This is a genomic window from Legionella cherrii (assembly GCF_900635815.1).
Classification (GTDB): Bacteria; Pseudomonadota; Gammaproteobacteria; order Legionellales; family Legionellaceae; genus Legionella; species Legionella cherrii.
Genome location: NZ_LR134173.1, coordinates 2785188 through 2808832 on the forward strand (window position 1 = coordinate 2785188; position 23645 = coordinate 2808832).

Genomic DNA, 23645 nt, shown 5'->3' on the forward strand with positions numbered 1-23645 from the left:
TTAAAATGGCTGCTATTGATATATCCCCTACTACTAGCGATATCCACTTTTCTGTTAGTGCAGCAGACAAAGTGGCTGAACTCATAAAAGAGGAAGATAATTTCAAATTAAATCTACGTGTATCCATTACAGGTGGCGGTTGTTCCGGGTTTCAATATGGATTTAGTTTTGATGAAGAAATCAATGAGGATGATACTGTCATTGTGCAACAATGCTCAGATGGTGTGTCTTCAGTAAAACTTCTTGTTGATTCAATGAGTTACCAATATTTGCATGATGCTGAAATTGATTACGTTCAAGGCATACAAGGTGAACAATTTGTTATTCGTAATCCCAATGCGAAAACTACTTGTGGATGCGGTTCATCATTTAGCATTGATGATGAGGATGATTATTAAAATAATTTTTAACCACGTCATCCCGAGCTTAGCGAGAGATGACGTAATTAGAAGTAGAAATCAGTAAGGTTTAACAACGACTTTTGTTCCTATTTTAATAAAATTCTTACTGAGCCAGTAAGCATCACTAGGATGCACACGTATGCAACCATGGCTCGCATTATAATTTGGTACCTCATAAGAACCATGTACTGCATAATATTTAGTAAAAAACATACAATAAGGCATAGGCGATCCCCCTTTTCCTACCGGGTAACGACTAGATTTGCAACCAGCCCCTCCTTTACTCCATATAGTGAATACGCCTATTGGAGTTTTACATCCTCTATGGATGTCTGGACAATATCGTCTACCTCCAGATCCTCTGCCAGTACGTACTACTTTTCCGTTTGAATCAATCGCTTTCCAAGTTAGTGTGTTGGGATTGAAAACAAAGGTATTCGCTAAAGCAGAAGAAGAATAAAAAAGAAAGGCGAACAGTAGAATGAATAAAGAATAAGCTAATGGTGATAAGATAGAACTTTGTTTTTCCATAATAAATTCCTAAGATTTATCCATCGTCACCTTAATTTTAGATTATTTTTTAATCAAAACAAATTAATTTTAAGCAAGATTGAGATATTTGTTCTACTATTTTAATGAAATGATTACAAAAGGTATTCAATCATGACTAAACAATTGCAGGCAGCTTTATACATTTTTTTAGGATGTACCCTTATTTCTTTCACATCGAATGCTGAAGATACATCCAAGAGTACAAGCACGGGTACAACTACGGGCACAGGTACAAGTACAAGCACAAGTACAAGCACAACTACAAATACTAACGGTGCTGCATCCTCGGACAGCTCAATGGAAATATCCAAAGATAGCTGGTTAAAATCAGTAACCCCACTATTGCCCGATCTCATTTGCAAAGGATTTGAAAATGACCCTCAGCTAAAAAAACGACTAGATGACATCAAAATGAACTATGATAAGTGCATCGCTGCAATTCCAGAAAGCGTCAGTAAATGCCAACAACAATTGTATGGAAGCATTCCTGATAAAATCAATAACGACAGTGCAGCTGTTTGGGGAAAATCACTTGGTGAATGTATTGGTAAAGATTTTGCACTAAAATATTTAATCCCTAAAAGCTAATGAAGGACTAACGAGCCGATAAATGCAAATAAGTTCGGTGCCAGCCTAATCCCCGGATTATAATCTCGTGTAATCCGGGTTATACCGAGTCAACTCTCCTCCCAATAATTAACTCCTGATTTCTTATTGAGAAATGCGACAAACTCTTGGTGCAATTCAAGCTCTTTAGTATCGGCGGACAAAACTATTGGGTTTGCTAACTGAAGTGCTGCAATTTCTTGGGGTTTGATTTTGGTAGAGATGGAAGCTTCTTCAACTTCTGCAAATAAACTGGTTTGACCACCGGTCATAGCCAGATAGACGTATGCAAGAATCTCCGCGTCGAGTAACGCGCCATGAAGTTCGCGATTGAAGTGATCGATTCCAAATCGTTTGCATAAAGCATCTAAACTGTTTCGTTGTCCGGGGTATTTATCACGGGCTAAGACTAAGGTGTCAATGATAGTGCAAGAATCTTCTAATCTTTTGTTCCATTGGATGTGTTTAAATTCTGAATTTAAAAATCCGACGTCAAAAGGTGCGTTGTGAATTATGAGTTCAGCACCAACAATAAAACTCCAAAATTCGTCTGCTTTTTCTTCAAATAATGGTTTATCTTGTAAAAACTCATTACTAATTCCATGGACACGAAAAGCACCTTCATCAACCAGACGTTGTGGATTAAGATAAACATGAAAATGTTTCCCTGTTAATTTTCTATCAAATAATTCCACGCAGCCAATTTCAATAACACGATGCCCCTGCTCATGCCCTATACCTGTAGTTTCAGTATCTAAAACAATCTGTCGCATGATTTACTCACTTAACTCTTCAATTGCTTGATTGGCCAATGCATCAACTAAATCATTTTCTACATGACCCGAATGCCCTTTTACCCAGTGCCATTTTATTTGATGACGTGACGCCAATTCATCGAGTAATTTCCAAAGATCTGCATTTTTTACAGGTTCTTTTTTAGAGTTACGCCATCCATTGAGTTTCCAATTAACTAACCATTCGGTCATGCCTTGTCTCAAATATTGCGAGTCAGTATAAAGATTAACAATGCAGGGACGTTTTAAGGCTTCCAAACCCTTAATTGCCGCCATAAGCTCCATTCGGTTATTGGTAGTATGTGCTTCCCCACCATATAACGTCTTTTCCTCTCCCTTATAACGAAGTAATACGCCCCAACCACCAGGCCCTGGATTTCCTTTACATGCACCATCGGTATAAATTTCAATAGTCACTTTGTCCTCTAATCTTGATTCCACAAATGCAAAAATGGGGTTTTAAATTCCTCATTCAAAATTTTTTGTTTGATTATGGAAATATCTGGTGCAAAAAAACGATCTGTATCATAGGGGGCTACGTAAGAGCGTAAACGTTGGTGAATATCTTCCAATAATGCAGATGATTTTAAAGGTTTATAAAATTCCACTCCTTGAGCAGCTGCTAACAATTCGATGGCTAAAATAGTTGCCGTATTGTCATTCATATCATGCAATCTGCGTGCAGCACTGGTTGCCATAGAAACATGATCTTCTTGGTTCGCAGAAGTAGGAAGGCTATCCACTGAGTGGGGATGCGCAAGCGCCTTATTTTCACTAGCACAAGCCGCAGCAGTGACATGAGCAATCATAAATCCTGAATTCAATCCACTCTCTTTGATAAGGAATGCGGGTAAACTACTAAAGTTTTTATCAATTAACAATGCAATACGTCGTTCGGAACTGGCTCCTATTTCAGCAATTGCCAAAGCAAGGTTGTCAGCGGCCATAGCTACAATTTCACCGTGAAAATTGCCCCCTGAAATTATTTGCTCTTGCTCACTAAAAACGAGCGGATTATCAGAAATTGCATTCACTTCTACCTGCAAGGTTTCTCTAACAAAGCGAATTTGATGCAATATCGCGCCCATAATTTGAGGTTGGCACCTCAAGGAATAGGGATCTTGAACACGTGAGCAGTGCAGATGGGCTGCACGAATCTCACTCCCACTTAAAAGCTCACGGTAACACTTCGCTACATCGTGCTGAGCCTTATAACCACGAGCCTTTTGTATCCGCTCATCAAATGGAACATCACTGCCATTTGCCGCATCAACAGATAAGGCGCCCGCGATGAGTGCCGTTTCAAACAAACTTTCTGAGGCAAACAAGGCATTTAAAGCAATTGCGGTAGACACTTGCAGCCCATTTAGGAGTGCTAGACCTTCTTTTGCTTCCAATTCAACGGGTTTTAAACCCGCAATCTTCAGTCCCTCAAGAGCAGGAATAATTTTCCCTTGATAGCGTACTTCGCCAACACCGAGTAAGGGTAAAGACATATGCGCTAAAGGCGCTAAATCACCTGAAGCACCTACTGAGCCTTTAGAAGGGATACAAGGATAAATATTATGGTTATATAAGGAAATCAACGCCTCAATCAGCTCCAGCCGAACACCAGAATATCCTTGCGCTAAGTTATTGATTTTAAGCAGTAAAATTAATTTAACTATTTCATCAGAAAGTAACTCACCAGTACCACATGCATGGGACAGCACAATATTGCGTTGTAACTGTTTCAGGTTTTCTTCTGAAATGGTCTGATTAGCTAATGATCCAAAACCGGTATTGATACCATAAACTGTTTTTTTCTCATGAATTACCTTTTTAACCGTTTGCCGTGATGCGTCGATCCGCTCAAATGCTTCTTTAGGAAGAGCACAAGGTAATTGCTGATTTAAAATATGTCTAATCGATTGCAAGTCCAACTGACCAGGTTGAAGAAGAAATGGCTCTTGCATTAACGTATCTCCTTAAAGTAAGTTGGAATTGCTCCCAATAGATTGCCATACCAACCACTATTTTTAATATTGTGTCACCAATAACCACACGAAAAATCCAATCTACGCTTCCATGGGTAACCAGAGTGCATTTTCTTTAGCGCATTTTTTTGCAATTTCATAACCAGCATCAGCATGACGCATGACCCCAGTAGCAGGATCGTTATGGAGTACTCTTGCTAAACGCTGCGCTGCTTTTTCTGTTCCATCTGCAACAATCACCACTCCTGCATGTTGGGAAAATCCCATACCTACACCACCGCCATGATGAATGCTAACCCACGTTGCGCCACTTGCGCAATTTAATAAAGCATTGAGTAAAGGCCAATCAGATACAGCATCACTTCCATCCATCATCCCCTCGGTTTCACGATTAGGGCTTGCAACCGAACCTGAATCTAAATGATCACGGCCTATTACGATAGGCGCTTTAACAGCACCTGTGCGGACCATTTCGTTAAAAGCCAGGGCGAGACGCGCTCGATCTTTCAGTCCAACCCAGCAGATGCGTGCTGGTAATCCCTGAAATGCGATTTTTTTTCTTGGCCATATCCAACCAATTATGCAAGTGCTTATTATCTGGAATAAGTTTTTTCACCATTTCATCCGTTGCATAGATATCTTCGGGATCCCCAGATAAAGCAACCCATCTAAAAGGTCCTATTCCTTCACAAAATAAAGGACGTATGTAAGCAGGTACAAATCCTTCAAATTTAAAAGCACTCTTCTCACCGGCTTCAAAAGCCATTTGTCTGATGTTATTACCATAATCAAAAACAGGAATGCCTCTTTTTTGGAATTCAAGCATCGCATGTACTTGTAATGCCATAGATTCTTTTGCAGCTTTAACAACCTCATCAGGCGCTGACTTTCTCAATTGAGCCGCTTGCTCCAAAGTCCATCCAGCAGGCAGATAACCGTTTAATGGATCATGGGCACTGGTCTGGTCAGTTACTAATGCTGGAGAGGCTCCTCGTTGAACCAATTGAGGGAAAATTTCAGCAGCATTTCCTAAAATAGCAACGGAGTTCGGCATCTTGTTCTGACAGGATTCATTTATCCAGCTTAGGGCTTCTTCTAAATCCGTCGTGTAACGATCCAAGTATCTGGTTTTAATACGTTTTTCTATTCGTGAAAGGTCACATTCAACTGCCAATACACTGGCTCCAGCCATAGTTCCCGCTAGGGTTTGAGCACCACCCATCCCCCCAAGCCACCGGTTAAAATCCAACGCCCTTCTAGATTTCCTGCGTAATGTTTACGCGCTGCAGCAACAAAAGTTTCGTAAGTCCCTTGCACAATCCCCTGTGAGCCAATATAAATCCAGCTCCCGGCAGTCATCTGTCCGTACATCATTAAACCTTTTTTGTCTAATTCATTAAAATGTTCCCAGGTAGCCCAACGAGGAACCAAATTGGAATTAGCAATAAGCACCCGAGGTGCATCTTCATGTGTTGTAAAAACACCTACAGGTTTTCCCGATTGAATTAATAGTGTTTGCTGATCATCTAAGGTCTTTAGCACTTCAACAATCTTGTTGAAACACTCCCAGTTGCGAGCCGCTTTCCCTAAGCCGCCATAAACAATTAGAGAATCTGGGTCTTCTGCTACATCGGGGTCAAGATTATTGCATAACATGCGAAGTGCTGCTTCAGTAAGCCAACTCTTAGCTTGTTTCTCTTTGCCATGATTTGCTCTAATTACTCGATTTGACTTGTATTCTTCCATTAAGAATGCTCCATAATGAACTAAAAATAAATGCATCATACACTAGACCTATTTCAGCGCAAAGATACAATTTCAGTATTAGAAACACAGAGGAAAACAGCCTCATTTCTTTGCATGAGTTTTTAGTAATGGAATTCATAAGAATCCCCAAAAGACAGATCCTTTTGACCATTAAAAGCACATATTGTCTACTAATACCTAAGCTTCTATGTTATACTTCGCCTTACGTTAACAAACCATGTAAGTACAGTGCATACCTCCTCTGAAAAACATCCAAAGTCACTCCGTATTTTTTTTGCCACTGAAATGTGGGAACGATATGGTTTTTATGTAGTTCAATCTCTTTTAGCACTTTATTTAGCCTTACATTTTAAATGGCCTGACAAACAAGTTTATGCCTTAGTAGGTTCGTTTACTGCATTGACTTATCTTTCCCCTGTAGTCGGAGGATGGATAGCCGACAAATTAATCGGTCAAAAAAGAGCTGTTTTACTTGGTGCCATTGTGCTCTTTTTAAGCTACTGCATCTTATCGTTAGTGGATAACACCAAGATGCTTACGGCATCGCTGGCTGCGATTGCTGTAGGAACTGGCTTACTGAAGCCCAACATCTCTTCACTGTTGGGTAATGAATATCTAATGAGTTCTGCTCGTCGTGAGAGTGGTTTTACCATTTTTTATATGGGAATTACCACCGGTATTATTTTAGGAACTACTCTGCCCAGTATTCTCAATGAGAATTTTGGTTGGGTCGCATCATTTACCAGCGCTGCAATTGGCATGGTCATTGCCTTTTTTGTATTTTTTTATGGGATCAAAAAATACAACATCCGAGATTATAATCCTTTTGTTTTTCAATATAAGAAGATCATTGCTGCTGCTTTGCTCATCGTATTTCTGTGGTCATTATCTTTTTATATTCTGAATTCCCCACAATTAGCCAATATTATTTTTGGTCTGGTTGTCATATTCTCTGCCGGTTACATTTTATACTCAGTAAGCGGGGAAAATGCGAATCAATCGCGACAAACACTGGTCATTGGCTTATTGTGTATTATTTCGGTGGTATTTTGGTCCTTTTACTTTCAAATGTTTATGTCATTAACTCTGTTCATTTCACGAGTTGTCGAACCCACATTTTTTGGTATCCAATTCCCGGCACCGTATTATGTGACCATTCAAAGTGTAGGTATGTTACTTGTAGGATATTTTCTTGCAAAGAAAAATCCAAAACTTAACCTAATCGAACGTGGCTTAAGTATTGGGAAAAAGTTTCTACTTGCTATATTTATCATCACTGCAGCCTATGCTGTGATTGCATTAGTCAGTAATTTCACTGACAAGAATGCCTTACTTTCCCCACTTTTAATCATTCCAGCTTATTTAATGTTTTCATTAGCCGAGCTTCTTTTGTCTCCGGTAGGATTATCTGCAATTACTTTGTTAGCGGATAAGAATAAAGTAAGTACTTTAATGGGGATCTTTTTCGTTTCTTTAGGAATTGGTGGATTTTTATCAGGTAAGCTAGCCTCATTAACGGCGATACCTTCAGGGGAAACAAACATCACGGTACTAAAAACGCTCTACGCCGCTGCGTTTGCGCAACAACTGGGAATCCTGTTTATTGCGGCTTTATGCTGTTTGGTTTTGTTTGCAGTGATTAAATTTTTATTAACTCATGTGCACTTAACTGAATAATCCTATTTGGGGTGAAATAAAGAAGACCCGTTTATTTCATCCCATCAATAAAAACAAGATGATGTTTCTTGATAATTCAATCAATTACATCTAAAAGAACAATACGAACGGCTTCAACCCTTTTTATATAGAGAAAATACTGCTATCATTCAGCGCTTTTTATAAATGATTCACTTACTTATGTCAGATCAAAATCCAATATTAACAAAACTATTACAACTACTTGATGATAACCAAGCCATTGACGTTAAAGTAATTGATGTTCGAAAGCAAACAACAATTACTGACTATATGATCATTGCTTCAGGACGTTCATCCCGCCATGTCAAAGCCATAGCGCAAAAAATGATGGAAGATATGAAGGCTTACGGCTCGCCTGCTATGAATTGTACCGGTTTGGAAACTGGTGATTGGGTTCTTATTGATTTTAGCGACTTCATAGTTCATGTCATGCAGCCTGAGTACCGACAATATTACAATTTAGAGGGGCTGTGGGAAGAACACTCCAAAGACTAAATATTTTGATTCATTCATTATGTTAAAAATTACTCTCATTACTTTAGGTAATAAAATGCCCGACTGGGTTACTGAAGGATCGAATGAGTATGCCAAACGCTTTAATGATGGGATTCAGCTAAAAATCATCGAGATCCCTCTAATTCGTCGCAGCAAATCATCGGACTTGACGCGGATCATGGAAAAAGAGTCTGCTTTAATGAAAGAGGCTTTACCTAATAACGCACGAATTATTGCTTTAGAAATCGAAGGTAAGACGTTTAGTAGTGAAGAGTTAGCCCTTAAAATATCTCAGTTGAATCAAACAACCAGCCACCTCTGCTTTCTAATCGGTGGACCTGAAGGCCTTACAAAAGACATTCTAAAATTATGCGATGAACGTTGGTCTTTATCCAAACTCACCCTTCCTCATCCCTTAGTACGTATCGTATTACTCGAAACCTTATATAGAGCCTGGTCTATTATTAACAATCATCCGTATCATAAGTAGTAAATGTTGTTTGGGTAAAACTATTGCCCCCTAACCCTAACCCTCTCCCCTAAGCATGCGACCGCATCCCCTCGCCCCTTTAGGGAGAGGGTTGGGGTGAGCGGTTTTTTAAACAAATTTTCTTTATACTGGACTTCCCCTATTTTAAGATACAAATAAAACCTCATCATACCAGGTTTCCAATGCGCTACACCGAGCTACAACGCTAGTAAACCGTCAAATTTTAAGTTACTATGCAGATCTTTGAGTCCTGCTTAACTGACAGTGCGTCAATGAGTTATCATTCTTTTAATAATTACCGAACAGAATCCCAACACCAACTCTTTAGAATTAAACTGCTGGTAGCCTTTCTTATTATTTTATCTTTAATTCTTGTTTTAAGGCTCGCTTTTCTACAAATCTCTGAATTCAAAAAATATCAAACACTCTCTTTAAAAAATCAAATGAGTATTATTCCTATCGCCCCACCTAGAGGAGTAATTCTTGATAGAAATGGAGTATTACTTGCAGAAAATATTCCTGTCTATGTTCTGGAAATTATTCCTGAACATGTTAAAGACATGGATAAAACTTTAATCGAACTACAAAAACTAATTCCTTCCATCTCTGAAGAAGATATAAAAAACTTTAAACGAACTCGAAAACAAAATCGATCCTTTGTGCCCATACCCATTAAGTTAAAATTAACTCAAGAAGAAGTCGCGCTTTTTGCTATCAATCAATATCATTTTCCTGGTGTCAGTATTAAAGCGCGCCTGATGCGCCATTACCCTTTAGGCGAAATGACGGCACATGTTTTGGGTTATGTCGGTAGAATTAATATTGAGGAATTAAAAGCAGTCGATCCTACTAATTATCGGGCTACAAACTTTATTGGTAAGGCGGGTATCGAAAAATATTATGAGGATGTACTCCATGGCAAAGTTGGATACCAAATGGTAGAAACTGACGTCAGCGGACGGACACTTAGGGTCATTGATAAAATTAATCCTCGTTCAGGAGCAAAACTCTATTTAAGTATCGATGTCAGACTCCAGCAAGCAGCATATGAAGCGCTAAAAGACAAACGAGGGGCCGTAGTCATGATTAACTCCAAAAATGGAGAAGTTTTGGCCATGGTGAGCTCTCCTAGTTTTGATCCTAATATTTTTGTAGGCGGTGTAAGTTCTAAAGATTATAAAAAACTCTCTAATACCTTACAAAGACCTTTATTCAATCGTGCGGTACGAGGTGTCTACCCGCCCGCCTCAACAATCAAACCATTTGTGGGTTTAGCAGGATTAGATAAAGGTTTTATCACCACAGCAACAACCATTTATGATCCGGGAAGATATAAACTTCCCACGGCCAGCCACATTTACCGAGACTGGAAAAAAACAGGGCATGGAATGATTAATTTTAAACGTGCAATCACTGTATCTTGTGATACCTATTTTTACCAGCTAGGAAATAAAATGGGTATTTCCAATATTGAAGACATGCTTGTTAAATTTGGTTTAGGCCATTTAAGCCATATTGATCTTTATGAAGAGGCATCAGGAATTGTACCAAGCTTGCGTTGGAAAAAACAAACTAAAGGAGTGCCTTGGTATCCTGGGGATACTTTAATTTCTGCTATAGGCCAAGGTTTTATGCTGGCTACACCCCTACAGATGGCTAATGCAACAGCCTCTTTAAGCCAGCATGGGCAACGATTTAGACCTCATTTATTGACGAAAACCGTGAACAGCGATAGTGGTGAGGTCAAACAATATAAGCCTGTTGAAGAATACCCAATTTATCTTAAAGATGAGGCAAATTGGGATATTGTTGCAGATGCAATGCATAGTGTATTAACCAGTAATGAAGGTACAGGTTATCGCTTTGGACGTAATCCACCCTACCCTGTTGCAGGGAAAACAGGTACCGCACAAGTATTTAGCGGTAGACAATATGAAAAAGCAAAATATGAAGACATTCCCGAAGCATTACGCGATAACTCCTTGTTTATTGCATTTACTCCGGTTGAAGAGCCTGAAATTGCACTTGCAGTTGTTGTTGAAAATGATGTTGCAGCCTCAACGGTCGCACGCAAAGTTCTCGATACTTACTATCAACTTTATCCGATGAAAACTCATGAACAGACGCCACAGTAAACCCGTTTATCGTTTTACCACAAAATCACTCCATTTAGATTTTCCTTTATTGGGGTTGTTGCTCGTATTAATCAGTTTTGGTCTTTTAATATTATACAGCGCTTCTAATGCCAATTCAGGTATGATTTTACGTCAATCCATGAGACTTATTTTTGCATCACTCATCATGATTGTGCTTGGTTTTATCCCGCCTCATAAATATAAAATATGGACTCCATGGATATATAGCGTCGGGTTAACATTACTAATTGCAGTCATGCTCATGGGTAAAATTGGGAAGGGAGCACAGCGCTGGCTTGAATTGGGCTTATTTCGCTTTCAACCCTCTGAAATAATGAAACTGGCCGTCCCGATGATGGCCGCATGGTACTTTGATCGCCAGACTCGACCCAGTAGTTTCAAATCGCTTAGCATCGCCGGGCTCATTATTTGTGTCCCCGCCCTTCTTATTGCCAAACAACCCGATTTAGGGACTGCAATTATGGTGGCTGCTGCTGGCTTATGTGTGGTATTTTTAGCTGGAATTCGTTTTAAGGTGATTTTGTTAATTATGCTCCTGGTTGGCGCTGCGATTCCAGTGGTTTGGCATGTCATGCATGATTATCAAAAACAGCGCGTTTATACACTGCTTGATCCGGAACAAGATCCATTAGGATCAGGATATCATATTATACAGTCTAAAATTGCCATTGGCTCAGGGGGTCTTGCTGGAAAAGGTTGGTTGCAAGGAAGCCAATCACATCTTAACTTTTTACCTGAGCATGCAACCGATTTTATCTTTGCAGTAACCAGTGAAGAATTTGGATTCGCAGGTGGGTTCGCTATTATTGCACTGATTGTTTTAATTTCCCTAAGAAGTCTAAATATCGCCTCAAATGCCCAAACGACATATACTCGCCTCTTGGCAGCAAGTCTTGCGATGTCGTTCTTTATGTCGGGTTTTGTAAATATTGGCATGGTTATGGGGATTATTCCAGTTGTTGGTATCCCTTTGCCTTTAGTCAGCTACGGTGGTACGGCAATGGTTACTTTTTTAGCGAGTTTCGGGATCTTAATGTCCATTAGCTCACATAAGATTTTATTCAATAGCTTACACTGATGTCCCTTCATCCCGAGCGTAGCGAGCGATCTCCCATAGAATAGCACTGTGCTACTTGCGTGGAGATCGCTACGCTCGGGATGAAGGGAATTTCAGCTGTGAAGGACGCTGCGCCACTCAGGCTAAGTTTATTTTTACAGCAATACGGCAACTGGTTCAAAACTTCGACGATGAATCATGCATGGGCCAAGTCGATTTAATGCTTCCCGATGTGCCACTGTTGCATAACCTTTATGCTCAGCAAAACCATATCCCGGATAAATCGCATCAAGTGCCTTCATTTCCGCATCTCGGAACACTTTGGCAAGAATGGAAGCAGCACTAATTTCAGGAATCAAATTATCACCGTCCACAATTGCCTTGCAGGGAATACTTAATTTGGGGAGATGTAGGCCATCAACTAATACTTGATCGGGCTGGATTGGCAAAGCTTCAACTGCTCGTTGAATTGCCAGTAATGTAGCATGATGAATATTCAACGTATCGATTTCATCTACTTCCGCCCTGCCATATGCATAAGCTAAAGCCTGTTCTTTTATTTGCGCAGATAACAATTCACGTTTTTTCGGGCTCAATTTTTTTGAGTCTGCAAGACCAGCTATAGGCTTTTTTAAAATAACTGCCGCAGTAACAACAGCACCTGCCAAAGGACCACGTCCTACTTCATCAACTCCAGCTATAAGCATAATATTTATCTCATTCTTTAAATCAGTATAGTCTTGGGCTTTAAGGTCGGCTAATAATACTCTTTTAAAATTGATTTATCATCCAGGAAATGCGATCATTCGCACAAATAATTAACATATAGACATTAATGAGTAAAATTCGTTGCGCAGTAATTGGTGTAGGTTATTTAGGTAGATTTCACGCACAAAAATATAAACTCCTTCCAAATGCCGAGTTAATTGGGGTTTGCGATCTGAATCAGACAGCAGTCGAGAGCGTATCACTAGAGTTGGATGTCCCAGGCTATAGCGATTATCGCGACTTATTTGGCAAAGTTGATGCAGTAAGCATTGCCGCCACGACCAATAAGCATTTTGATATTGCCAAAGCATTCTTGGAACATGGCATCCATGTGTTAATTGAAAAGCCAATCACTGAAACAATAGCTCAGGCAGAAGAATTAATTCAACTCGCCAAGAAAAACCATGTCAAATTGCAAGTTGGGCATCTCGAACGCTTTAACTCTGCACGACTCGCTTTAGATGAATATTTAGATACGCCTTTATTTATTCAATCAGAACGTTTAGCTCCATTTAATCCTCGTGGTGCAGATGTTAATGTGATTCTCGATATTATGATTCATGACATCGATTTAATTCAAAATATAGTAAAAAGCCCTATTGTCTCAATCCAAGCCCACGGCACACCAGTAGTTACTAATGCAATCGATATTGCCAATGCCCATATTACATTTGCTAATCAGTGCGTCGCCAATATCACAGCGAGTCGAGTAAGCTTTAAGACGGAACGTAAGACAAGAATATTTCAGCCTAATTCGTATCTTTCAATCGATTATCAGCACAAAAAATTTGCCGTTTTTAAAAAAGGAAATAATGAACTGTTTCCTGGCGTTCCTGATATCATTCGTGATGAAAAAGAATTTGAAAAAAGTGACGCCTTGCTTGAAGAAATAAAATCGTTCATCAGGTGCATTGAAGAAGACAGTATTCCATTGGTTACTGGTGAAGATGGCCGTCTCGCGCTTGAAACCGCTGAGACAATTACTTCGCTCATTCAGAATAATTTAATTGAACGTCATGCAAAAATCTAAACGAGTTGTCATTATTGCTGGTGAAGAATCGGGTGATGTTCATGCATCCGTTTTAATTCGGCAATTAAAAGCCACTTATCCTGATATAGAGATTAGTGGGATTGGTGGTCAGCATATGCAAGAAGCCGGAGCGCAAATAATTTCTGATTTAGCACGCTTTGGAGTAACAGGACTTACAGCTGTTATTCGCCACCTTAATGTAATTCGTAAGGCATTTATCGCCATTAAAAAGCATTTAAACCAACAAAAACCAGATTTACTTATTCTTGTAGATTACCCAGGCTTTAATTTGAGGCTGGCTAAATATGCAAAACAAAAATTAGGTCTTAAAATTGTTTATTATATAAGTCCACAAATTTGGGCATGGAAAGCAAATCGTATTCATCTAATCAAAAAATGCGTTGACCAAATGGCAGTTATTTTGCCGTTTGAAAAAGCTTTATATGAAAAAGCCCAAGTTCCAGTAAATTTTGTTGGCCACCCCTTAGTAGAAAAAATAACATCCGTTGACTCGAGCCATGCTCAACGTACAGCTCTAGGTCTCCCTCAGGACGCAAACATTTTTGCGCTTCTTCCTGGAAGTCGCACTAATGAAATCAAATATCATATGCCCATACTGCGTGATACGGCTCAAATTTTGCAGCAACGTTATCCTAACTTACATTTTGTAATCCCTATTGCAGATACAATTAATCCAGAAACGATCAAACATTATTTTTCGGATATGAAGTTATCGATTAGCTTTGTCCAAGGAAAAGCAATAAATTGTATGGCTGCTGCGGATTTCATCATTGTTGCTTCAGGTACGGCCTCTCTTGAGTGTGCCTTATTAGAAAAACCTATGTGTATTATTTATAAATCTTCTTTTCTTTCCTACGTATTAGCGATGAGGTTTATTCGAGTAAAATTTTTTGGTCTGTGTAATCTTTTGGCGAATAAAATGATCGTGCCTGAGTTTTTACAATACGACTGTAATGCTCATGAATTAACTCGATATATTGATCTTTTTTATAATGATCCCGAGCAACCTACAAAAATGATTTCGCAATTAACCAAGGTAAAGAAATCTTTGTCCTCAGAAAAATCCGATCGCTCATTATTTAGTCTTGTGGTGAATGAATTGCTTGAAAATAATGCATAGTTTTCTCTTAAAAATATAGAATATCAATTATCCTTCATGTACAATTAATTTTGCTTTCATTTTAAATGTTAGCAATTGGAATGTGTGATTTAATTAATAATAAGGAAGTTAAGATGACTGTCATTGAAACACCTGATACTACTCTAAGCATGACTAAACAAGACCAAGGTCTACAAGATTTAGTCTACAATCTAGTCACTCGTTTTCTTGCTGAAAACAAGACCAAAAACATTGATGATCTTTACGACATGATATTATCTGAGGTTGAGCCTCCATTACTGCAAGCAGTTATGGAAAAACGTCGTGGCAATCAACTACAAGCTGCTAAGATGCTAGGTATTAGCCGTGGCACCATCCGTAAGAAACTCCAAAGATATTTTGGAACTAAATATTTTCGCTTAACTGATGAATAATAAATATTAATTATGCTAAAAAGGCTCGAATATCGAGCCTTTTTTTTGTAATAGGTAAACCAGCTTTTAAGGATTTGTAATGAAAAAAATAATCTATCTAACCCCTCTAATTGGCTTACTATTAACTTCCTGTGTCACTGATAAACCTGATGTCATTGCAGATGATGCAGGTAACTTGCATTACACAACGCCCTATCAAGACGACAAACGTGGCCGCACAGTTTTTCCTATGAAACGAGATGTTCAAGGGAAAAAACTCTTTGTTTTTGATCCAAAAGCTTATGCATGGGCAGCTTATGATGCGCAAGGAAACAGAGTTATGACCGGTAGTGCCTCGGGCGGAATGGATTATTGTGATGACATTCACGAATCATGTAGAACAGTTACAGGAACCTTCCATGTGTTCAATAAAAAGGGAGCGGACTGCAAATCGAATGAATATCCTATTGCTCGTGATGGCCATGTGATAGGAGGAGCCAAAATGCCTTATTGCATGCATTTCCATGACGGTTATGCAATCCATGCGGCTTATGAAGTACCAAAATACAACAGCAGCCATGGCTGTATTCGTGTTTTACCCGGGGCGGCAAAATGGCTTAATGAGAATTTCATTGATGTAGGAACAACTGTATTAGTTCTTCCCTACGCATAATCGCTACGGAATCCTGGGAAAGTGAATCTCATTTCCCAGGACTTTAAAGAAGGATAAGAATCTTACTTTCTGGAACTAAGCGCAACAAAACGATGATGTTTTGAAAAATTGGCTTATACAACAAGAGATTCAATTGCTTGCACAGTTTCTCCCATAGTTTTCAACAAAGCATTTTGCTCTTCCATTTCACACAAAAATTTAATCTCTTCTTAAACTCACAAGATTCGTCATTCGATTCTTGTCTGATAGATTGTACTTGTCATTTTGAAAGGAACTCTCAATATCAAGGCACAACACTCAAGAGTTTAATTTTAATAGAAAAGAATTCAAAAACTTCAACTCATTTTTACTGCGATTAGCTGCATCTTTCATAATCACTGAAAAAGATATAGCCTGGATTCAGCCACACCGTACCCAGGCTATATAAATTACTTCTAAACTGCCGTTGAAACCAGCAGCTTATTGACTCGATTGACAAAATCCGCTGGATTATCGAGTTGACCACCCTCAGCTAAAACGGCTTGTTCAAACAACATGGTGACCCATAGCTTAAATAAATCATCATCTTGGATATCATGTAAACGTTTAATTAATGCATGATCTGGATTAATTTCGAAAACAGGTTTGCTCGTAGGTACTTGTTGACCAGCAGCCTGCAGAATACGTTGCATTTCTAAGCCCATATCTTGCTCATCAGCAACAACACAAGCGGGTGAATCAGTTAACCTGTTTGTAACCATGACATCCTTTACTTGCGTCTCTAAGACTTGCTTAATATGTTTTAGCAAAGGTTCAAGCGTTTTTTCTTGCTCTTTTATTTGCTCACTTGATTCATCATTTAATTCAACTTTACCCTTGGAGATAGACTGAAGTTTCTTGCCAGCATATTCGCTCAAATAACCAACCAACCACTCATCCACTTTGTCGCTGAGTAATAAGACTTCAATTCCCTTTTTCCTAAAGATTTCTAAATGAGGGCTGTTCTTAGCCGCATTGTAGCTGGAGGCAGTAATATAATAAATCTTATCCTGGCCTTCTTTCATACGACTTATATACTCATCTAAAGTCACATCTTGCTTCTCAGAATCGTTTGCAGTTGTCGCAAAACGTAGTAATTTAGCAATCGCTTCTTTATTGGTAAAATCTTCAATGGGTCCTTCTTTCAAAACCAATCCAAATTCATTCCAAAACTTTTGATACGTTTCTTTATCCTGAGTACTCATTTTTTCAAGCATGGATAAAACACGTTTGGTACATGCGGAACGTATGCTCTCTACTTGCTTGTTGTCTTGTAAAATTTCTCGGGAGACATTCAGTGGCAAATCGCTTGCATCAACAATACCTTTAACGAAACGCAGATAACGAGGTAAAAATTGAGTGGCGTCATCCATAATAAAAACACGTTTCACATAAAGTTTTAAGCCATGCTTCACTTCATGTTGCCACAAGTCAAACGGTGCATGCGCAGGAATATAAAGTAAAGAAATATAATCATTCTTTCCTTCAACATGGTTATGTGACCAAATGAGTGGATCCTGGAAATCATGGGAAATGTGCTTATAGAGTTGTTTGTACTCTTCATCAGTAATGTCTGATTTTTGCATTGTCCACAAGGCAGTTGCCTTATTGACAGTTTCATATTCATTTGACTCTTTATCATCCTGAGATATTTTCTTCATCTCGATAGGCCAGCAAATATGGTCTGAATATTTGCTGATAATACTTCGTAAACGCCAATTACTCAGGAACTCATCATCATCTTTTTTGATATGTAAAGTAACTTCGGTGCCGCGTGTTGCTTTATTTTCAGAACCAATGGTAAATTCACCTTCACCATTAGACTCCCAAACGATTCCATCTTCAGGCTTCATCCCGGCGCGTCGGCTTTTTACGGTTACTTTATCTGCAACAATAAATGCGGAATAAAATCCTACACCGAATTGTCCAATTAACTGTGAATCTTTTGCACTTTCACCCGTTAAATGGCTCATAAATTCTTTAGTACCTGATTTCGCAATGGTCCCTAAATTCTCCACTGCCTCATCCCAGCTTAAACCGATGCCATTATCCTTAATCGTTATCGTTTTTAGTTTCTCATTAACCTCAACGGTAATTTTTAAATCGGAATCATTTTCATAAAGTGTGTTGTTTGATAAAGCCAAAAATCGCAATTTGTCTAATGCATCGGAAGCATTAGAAATTAATTCACGTAAAAATATTTCTTTGTTGCTATAAAGCGAATGCACTACCAAATGCAACATTTGCTTTACTTCTGTTTGAAAGCCCATAGTTTGTTGCTTATTCGACATTTACCTAATCTCCTTGTTACACATTTTATGATGATGTTTCTCATATAGGGTTTGAGTTAATAAATTTCAAGGGGCAAATGAAATGAAATTATCATTTGAGCTCCAAAGGGCTGTTGACAATTCAACTACCCCCTAGTAATTAAATCCAGGCATCGTTAATGTGCCGCCAGAATGAATGATTAAGGCATTACCCCTTAAGTGTTGGGTTTCGATGTATTTCCTTGACTCATAGAAGAGTTTTGCTGCATAGATTGGATCAACCAAAATGCCCTCTTCTCGGGCCACACGTCTGACTTCATTTTTAATGGTTTGATTTACAGAACCAAAAGCTTTCGCTGTAGTTGGATAAAAGCAAACAACCTGTTCGGGAATGGATCCAATCCATTGCTTTAACTTACAACGAAATATTGATTCGTTATCCGCGAGTAACAATACATGAACATGTGCTGGATGACGGGAGCGATTCAATCCATTTAAGAGTCCAGCAGCAGAAAAACCTGTACCGGCATCAATGAAAATATGTTGAAATTTGAAACCTAAAGTTTGTTCATTTAAAATAATATCATCAGCAAGGGTCAATGCCCCGCTCATTGCCTCCGGAACACTTGCTCCTTCTTGTAAAACAAACCCTTTTTCCCTTAAGCTGAGTAGATGGTGATATGCCAATTCATTAACTTGTGACCACTGATCGCGACTAATCCAAACGATTTCATCCTCGTCAAGAAATAGACGACTTAATTTATAATTTCCCTGCAGCTCTAATTTCCAGGGTTTAATTAGAAATGCCGTCACTTTTAAATGAAACTCTCTAGCCAATTGCAAAGCAGCAAGTAAATTATTGGATTGGGGTCCAGCAATAATAATTAAATGCTGTATCCCCTGCTCAATTAAAAAAGGGAAAAGGCTGGCATACTTACGCAGCTTTGAACCACTAATCCCACACCCTAACTCATCATCCCGCTTAACATAGCAATTCACTTCATTATTGGGAAAATGATTTAAACGATGTACTCGACTGGATAAATTCCACATAGATTAAATATCAAATTATATTGGTAGCCTGTGCCAATTTTAGCCTGGATTATACGCTAATCCACGCTTCAAAGCTGAATTAGCTGTGGGTTGGGCCACGGTCAACCTCGTATCGGGCCTGCCTGTGAGCAACTTGGATCCATTATTTATTTTTTTAATGGGTATCTCTTACAAAATCAAGATGCTGATCAGTTGAAGTCGGCTCATGGAATTTATAGCCTAACTCATTAAATTGCTTCAGATGAGTCAAATCATCAAATTGATTTTGCATCAGAAATTTTGCCATCGTTCCGCGAGCTTTTTTAGCATGGATACCAATCATTTTCAGTTGCTCATTCTTTTTTTCATAAAAATTGATAGTAACAACAGGATAATCTAATCTTTTTTCATCCACAGCTTTAAAATACTCCGTAGAAGCAAGATTAATCAAAACGGGATTCTTTTGATTTGCTAATTGTTGATTGAGTGAATGAGTCACTGTTTCCTGCCAAAAATCATATAAATTTTTGCCTGAAGGATTTTCTAAACGTACGCCCATTTCAAGCCTATAGGGCTGAATACTATCCAATGGGTTCAATAAGCCATAAAGACCAGATAATATTCGCAAGTGATTTTGTGAATATTCCACAGTCTTTTGCTCCCAACTGGTAGCTTTTAAACCTTGGTAAACATCTCCTTGAAATAAAAATAAAGCGGGATATGAGTGTGACAGCACTTTTTCTTCTAAGTCAAAAGATTGATAACGATTATAATTTAATTCAGCCAAATCTTTAGATAAATCCATCAAAGCAGCTATCTCGTTAGCTGATTTCGTTTTCATCAGTTTCACAAGAATATTTGTTTTATCCGCAAATGTTGGTTTGGATGTAGTTCCAGTATATGGCTTAAAACTATTTAATAATTTTTTTGCTGGTGATAATAAAATTAACATAATTAATCCCCCAAATTTAGGGTCTGTTTTACAATGCGTTATCTTGCACCAAAATAGACAACTGTAAACAAACTAACGTGCTCCACCACCGGGAACCATGCCTACCCGTGGTCTAAAAACATAAATAGTTATTGGATCGCTTGTTTCAATCACATTTTCATCTGCATCCAAAACTTGCACTGCCAAAGTATGGGTTCCTCGATACATACCATTTATTTCAAACACAGGATTTCTTTGAGGTTCGCCAAGGGCACCGTTATCGTATAACAGCTGTAATTTATCTCCAGGAAATAACTCAGGTTCTACTTCTACAGTCACCGCAACAAAACCCTGATTATTACGAATGGTTGTACCCGATTGAGGCTGAGCAATCGCTAGTTTTGTATAAGTATGCTTTAACTTTACCGTGTGACTCTCATGTTCAGATGATGGTGGTGTTGGTGCAGTCGATGGGGCTGGTGATGAAAAACTTTGTGCATCAGGAATGTTTACAATCTCAGCCCCCTCATGCGGGGTATCACTGAAATGTACATTCCCCTGACTATCAGTCCATTTGTAAATTTGCGCATAAGATGCGCAAATCACTATCATCAATGATAGAAAAACAAAAAATTTATTCATCACCATTTAGTCCTAAAGGCTGTAATATAACTCAAACTCATAAGGATGAGTCAAACTTCTTATTTTGCTAATTTCCTCTTCCTTCATGCTGATGTAGTTATTAATGAAATCTTGGGTAAATACATCACCTTGTATCAAGAAATCATAATCCATCTTCAGATTTTCCATGGATTGTTCCAAAGAGGCACATACTGTGGGTACATCAACCAACTCTTCTGGTGGTAAATCATAGAGATCTTTATCCATTGCATGACCAGGATGAATTTTTCGTTGGATTCCATCCAAGCCGGCCATCATCATCGCGGCAAATGCTAAGTAAGGGTTTGCAGTAGGATCGGGGAAACGTACCTCAATACGACGCGCTTTAGGATTGTTCACATGCGGAATTCGAATCGCAGCAGATCGATTTCTTGCAGAATAAGCTAACAGAACTGGCGCTTCAAAGCCTGGTACTAACCGTTTGTAACTGTTGGTTGATGGATTCGTGAATGCGTTTAAAGCACGCGCATGCTTGATGATTCCACCGATGTAATAAAGCGCGGTTTCTGAAAGCCCAGCATATTGATCGCCAGAAAACAGATTAACCCCATCTTTAGTTAACGATTGATGACAGTGCATCCCGCTTCCATTATCACCAACCAGAGGTTTAGGCATAAAAGTAGCTGTTTTCCCATAATTATGGGCTACATTATGAACTACATATTTTAATATCTGCAATTCATCTGCTTTCTTAGTCAATGTATTAAATCGAGTAGCAATTTCGCATTGGTTTGCAGTGGCCACTTCATGATGATGCGCTTCAACTACCATTCCCAAGGATTCAAGAGTGAGACACATTGCAGAACGCATATCATGGGAAGAGTCTACTGGAGGAACAGGAAAATACCCGCCTTTTATTGGAGGGCGATGGCCAATATTTCCACCTTCTAATTCTTTTCCTGAATACCATTGTGCTTCTTCTGAATCGATTTTATAAAAAGCACCGCCAATGGTTGTTTCCCACTGCACGCTGTCAAAAACAAAAAATTCTGGCTCAGGTCCAAAAAGAGCGGTGTCTGCAATACCAGTAGATTGCAAATAAGCTTCAGCACGTAAAGCCAGTGATCGAGGACAACGCTCGTATCCCATCATGGTTTTAGGATCAACTACATTACATCGAATGAATAAAGTATTGTCTTGAAAAAACGGATCCAGTTTGGTTGTTTCCAAATCAGGCATAAGAGCCAAATCAGACTGATGTATTTTTTGCCAACCCTTAAATGAAGACCCATCAATCATTTTTCCATTTTCTATAAAATCGTCATCTACGGCTGAAACTGGAATGGTGATATGCTGCTCTTTACCACGAATGTCGGTAAATCGCAGATCAATTAATTTGACATCATGCTCTTTAATAGCCTCTTGTACTGTATTTTTGCTCATTATTGCTCTCCAGGATAGTCTGGGTATATAGTGTACCTTAAGTGACTTATTAAACCCAATAGATTACACTCTATGTTTTCACATAAACCATAAAAAATTATGGGTGCTTATCAATATCAGGCGCTTCAAAAAAGCGGCAACGCAACCAAAGGGGTACTGGAAGCTGATTCTGAACGTCATGCGCGCCAGCTTTTGCGGGATCAAGGATTAATTCCAACCCAAATCCGCGTGCTAACCCAGCAACGTTCAGGGAGCAATACCAAAGGCAAAATTTCTGCTGCAGATCTTGCCCTATTCACACGTCAATTAGCTACATTGCTTGCTGCTGGCATTCCCGTCGAAGAATCGTTGCGTGGGGTTAGCGAGCAAACAGAAAAAGACAAAGTAAGAGAACTGATTATTGGTGTTCGTGCCAAAGTGCTGGAAGGTTATGGATTAGCGCAAGCTATGGGCCAATTTCCACATGCATTCCCCGAATTGTATCGAGCTACAGTGGGTGCCGGTGAGCAAACTGGGCACCTTGATGTGGTTTTAGAAAAGTTAGCTGATTATACTGAAAATCAACAGCAAACCCGCCAAAAAGTTCAGCAAGCATTGATTTATCCGTTCATTATGATCCTCGTTTCAATTGCTATTATTTGCTTTTTGCTCAGTTTTGTAGTTCCTAAAATCATTGAAGTCTTCACCAGTGGAGGACAAACGCTTCCTGAAATGACACTCATATTAATTCATATTAGCCATTTCATTAAAAATTATGGCCTCTATACTTTGCTAGGCATTATTCTGATTTTTATTGGCTTTAAAAAAAGTCTTGCCAATGAAAAAATTAAACTATTTTGGCATCGATTCTTATTGAAATTACCCATCGTTTCGTATTTAGTAAAAACGGTTAATGTTTCGCGTTATATCCATACTTTTGGTATACTTTTCGCAGCAGGTGTGAGCGTTCTGGAAACAATGCGTGTTGCAGCGAGTTTAGTAACTAATATCGTTATGCGACAAGCTTTTGATGCTGCTGCAGTTAAAGTTAGGGAAGGATGTGGTATTAATGAAGCGTTAAAAGAAACAGGTTATATTAGCCCCATGGCAATCCATTTAATTGCCAGCGGTGAGAAAAGTGGCCAATTATCAAATATGATGGAACGCGCAGCAGTCCATCTGGATAATGAAGTAAAACGAATAATTGATACTTCCCTGACATTATTAGAGCCGATGGTGATTTTGTTTATGGGTGCAATTGTTTTGTTTATTGTGCTTGCTACGTTGTTACCTATTTTCTCAATGGAGCAATTAATTACTTAAAGTTACAATCAGTCTGCATTTAAATTGGAGTA

22 protein-coding genes and 1 pseudogene are annotated in these 23645 nt (G+C 38.8%); 12 read left to right on the plus strand and 11 right to left on the minus strand.

Annotation, left to right across the window (positions count from 1 at the left end):
* Positions 1-5: 5 nt before the first annotated feature.
* A complete protein-coding gene (gene erpA, locus EL022_RS11780) occupies positions 6-398 on the plus strand; it encodes an iron-sulfur cluster insertion protein ErpA (protein ID WP_028380378.1) in 393 nt (130 codons plus the stop codon).
* Between the two features lie 60 nt (positions 399-458).
* Here erpA and EL022_RS11785 read toward each other — a convergent pair whose 3' ends face one another.
* Positions 459-932 (minus strand): L,D-transpeptidase, encoded by a 474-nt coding sequence (locus tag EL022_RS11785; RefSeq protein WP_028380377.1) that lies wholly within the window; start codon positions 930-932, stop codon positions 459-461.
* 132 nt (positions 933-1064) lie between these two features.
* On the opposite strand from EL022_RS11785, the gene EL022_RS11790 reads away from it, so the two are divergent.
* Positions 1065-1541 carry a hypothetical protein gene (locus EL022_RS11790; RefSeq protein WP_028380376.1) on the plus strand — a complete coding sequence of 159 codons (477 nt, stop codon included), beginning with the start codon at positions 1065-1067 and terminating at the stop codon, positions 1539-1541.
* An 89-nt stretch (positions 1542-1630) separates the two neighbouring features.
* Here the strand turns inward: EL022_RS11790 and dnaQ are convergent, their stop codons facing one another.
* The 4 genes and pseudogenes from dnaQ to hutU all read right to left on the minus strand — a co-directional run bounded on the left by dnaQ (position 1631) and on the right by hutU (position 6075).
* The gene (dnaQ, locus tag EL022_RS11795) at positions 1631-2332 is read right to left on the minus strand and encodes a DNA polymerase III subunit epsilon (protein ID WP_028380375.1); all 702 of its coding nucleotides are present in this window, start codon (positions 2330-2332) and stop codon (positions 1631-1633) included.
* A gap of 3 nt (positions 2333-2335) precedes the next feature.
* A complete protein-coding gene (gene rnhA, locus EL022_RS11800; protein ID WP_028380374.1) occupies positions 2336-2770 on the minus strand; it encodes a ribonuclease HI in 435 nt (144 codons plus the stop codon).
* A gap of 8 nt (positions 2771-2778) precedes the next feature.
* Positions 2779-4308 (minus strand): histidine ammonia-lyase, encoded by a 1530-nt coding sequence (gene hutH, locus EL022_RS11805; protein WP_028380373.1) that lies wholly within the window; start codon positions 4306-4308, stop codon positions 2779-2781.
* A 102-nt stretch (positions 4309-4410) separates the two neighbouring features.
* A pseudogene (gene hutU / locus EL022_RS11810) lies at positions 4411-6075 on the minus strand (urocanate hydratase).
* Positions 6076-6324: 249 nt separating this feature from the next.
* Between hutU and EL022_RS11815 the strand changes: the two are divergent.
* The 5 genes from EL022_RS11815 to rodA all read left to right on the plus strand — a co-directional run bounded on the left by EL022_RS11815 (position 6325) and on the right by rodA (position 12013).
* Positions 6325-7773, plus strand: coding sequence for a peptide MFS transporter (locus EL022_RS11815; protein ID WP_028380371.1), 1449 nt, complete (start codon positions 6325-6327; stop codon positions 7771-7773).
* A 180-nt stretch (positions 7774-7953) separates the two neighbouring features.
* Positions 7954-8289, plus strand: a complete 336-nt coding sequence (gene rsfS / locus EL022_RS11820) for a ribosome silencing factor (RefSeq protein WP_028380370.1) — start codon at positions 7954-7956, stop codon at positions 8287-8289.
* Between the two features lie 19 nt (positions 8290-8308).
* Complete coding sequence (rlmH, locus tag EL022_RS11825) at positions 8309-8779, plus strand: 23S rRNA (pseudouridine(1915)-N(3))-methyltransferase RlmH (protein WP_028380369.1); 471 nt, start codon at positions 8309-8311, stop codon at positions 8777-8779.
* A 272-nt stretch (positions 8780-9051) separates the two neighbouring features.
* The gene (gene mrdA / locus EL022_RS11830) at positions 9052-10914 is read left to right on the plus strand and encodes a penicillin-binding protein 2 (RefSeq protein WP_028380368.1); all 1863 of its coding nucleotides are present in this window, start codon (positions 9052-9054) and stop codon (positions 10912-10914) included.
* On the plus strand, positions 10895-12013 hold the full coding sequence (gene rodA, locus EL022_RS11835) for a rod shape-determining protein RodA (RefSeq protein WP_028380367.1): 1119 nt from the start codon (positions 10895-10897) through the stop codon (positions 12011-12013). The genes mrdA and rodA overlap by 20 nt, the downstream gene beginning before the upstream one ends.
* Positions 12014-12147: 134 nt before the next feature.
* On the opposite strand, the gene rnhB is transcribed toward rodA, so the two are convergent.
* The gene (gene rnhB / locus EL022_RS11840; RefSeq protein ID WP_028380366.1) at positions 12148-12699 is read right to left on the minus strand and encodes a ribonuclease HII; all 552 of its coding nucleotides are present in this window, start codon (positions 12697-12699) and stop codon (positions 12148-12150) included.
* 128 nt (positions 12700-12827) lie between these two features.
* Between rnhB and EL022_RS11845 the strand changes: the two genes are divergently transcribed.
* From EL022_RS11845 to EL022_RS11860, 4 genes are all read left to right on the plus strand, one after another.
* On the plus strand, positions 12828-13790 hold the full coding sequence (locus EL022_RS11845; RefSeq protein ID WP_028380365.1) for a Gfo/Idh/MocA family protein: 963 nt from the start codon (positions 12828-12830) through the stop codon (positions 13788-13790).
* Complete coding sequence (lpxB, locus tag EL022_RS11850) at positions 13777-14931, plus strand: lipid-A-disaccharide synthase (RefSeq protein ID WP_028380364.1); 1155 nt, start codon at positions 13777-13779, stop codon at positions 14929-14931. The genes EL022_RS11845 and lpxB overlap by 14 nt, the downstream gene beginning before the upstream one ends.
* 113 nt (positions 14932-15044) lie before the next feature.
* Positions 15045-15344: a helix-turn-helix domain-containing protein gene (locus EL022_RS11855; protein WP_028380363.1), complete on the plus strand. Its 300-nt coding sequence runs from the start codon at positions 15045-15047 to the stop codon at positions 15342-15344.
* A gap of 79 nt (positions 15345-15423) precedes the next feature.
* A complete protein-coding gene (locus EL022_RS11860; protein WP_028380362.1) occupies positions 15424-15996 on the plus strand; it encodes a L,D-transpeptidase in 573 nt (190 codons plus the stop codon).
* Between the two features lie 434 nt (positions 15997-16430).
* Here the strand turns inward: EL022_RS11860 and htpG are convergent, their stop codons facing one another.
* The 5 genes from htpG to glnA form a co-directional block, all read right to left on the minus strand.
* Complete coding sequence (gene htpG / locus EL022_RS11865) at positions 16431-18305, minus strand: molecular chaperone HtpG (protein ID WP_028380361.1); 1875 nt, start codon at positions 18303-18305, stop codon at positions 16431-16433.
* A 132-nt stretch (positions 18306-18437) separates the two neighbouring features.
* The gene (locus tag EL022_RS11870; protein WP_028380360.1) at positions 18438-19337 is read right to left on the minus strand and encodes a pyridoxal-phosphate dependent enzyme; all 900 of its coding nucleotides are present in this window, start codon (positions 19335-19337) and stop codon (positions 18438-18440) included.
* Positions 19338-19491: 154 nt separating this feature from the next.
* Entirely contained in the window at positions 19492-20268 is a 777-nt protein-coding gene (yaaA, locus tag EL022_RS11875; protein ID WP_028380359.1) for a peroxide stress protein YaaA, read from the minus strand.
* A 72-nt stretch (positions 20269-20340) separates the two neighbouring features.
* A complete protein-coding gene (locus EL022_RS11880) occupies positions 20341-20889 on the minus strand; it encodes a DUF4124 domain-containing protein (RefSeq protein WP_028380358.1) in 549 nt (182 codons plus the stop codon).
* A 12-nt stretch (positions 20890-20901) separates the two neighbouring features.
* Positions 20902-22311, minus strand: a complete 1410-nt coding sequence (glnA, locus tag EL022_RS11885) for a type I glutamate--ammonia ligase (protein WP_028380357.1) — start codon at positions 22309-22311, stop codon at positions 20902-20904.
* Positions 22312-22410: 99 nt separating this feature from the next.
* Here glnA and lspF point away from each other — a divergent pair, with 99 nt between their 5' ends.
* Positions 22411-23613, plus strand: a complete 1203-nt coding sequence (gene lspF, locus EL022_RS11890; RefSeq protein ID WP_028380356.1) for a GspF family T2SS innner membrane protein variant LspF — start codon at positions 22411-22413, stop codon at positions 23611-23613.
* Positions 23614-23645 lie beyond the last annotated feature (32 nt).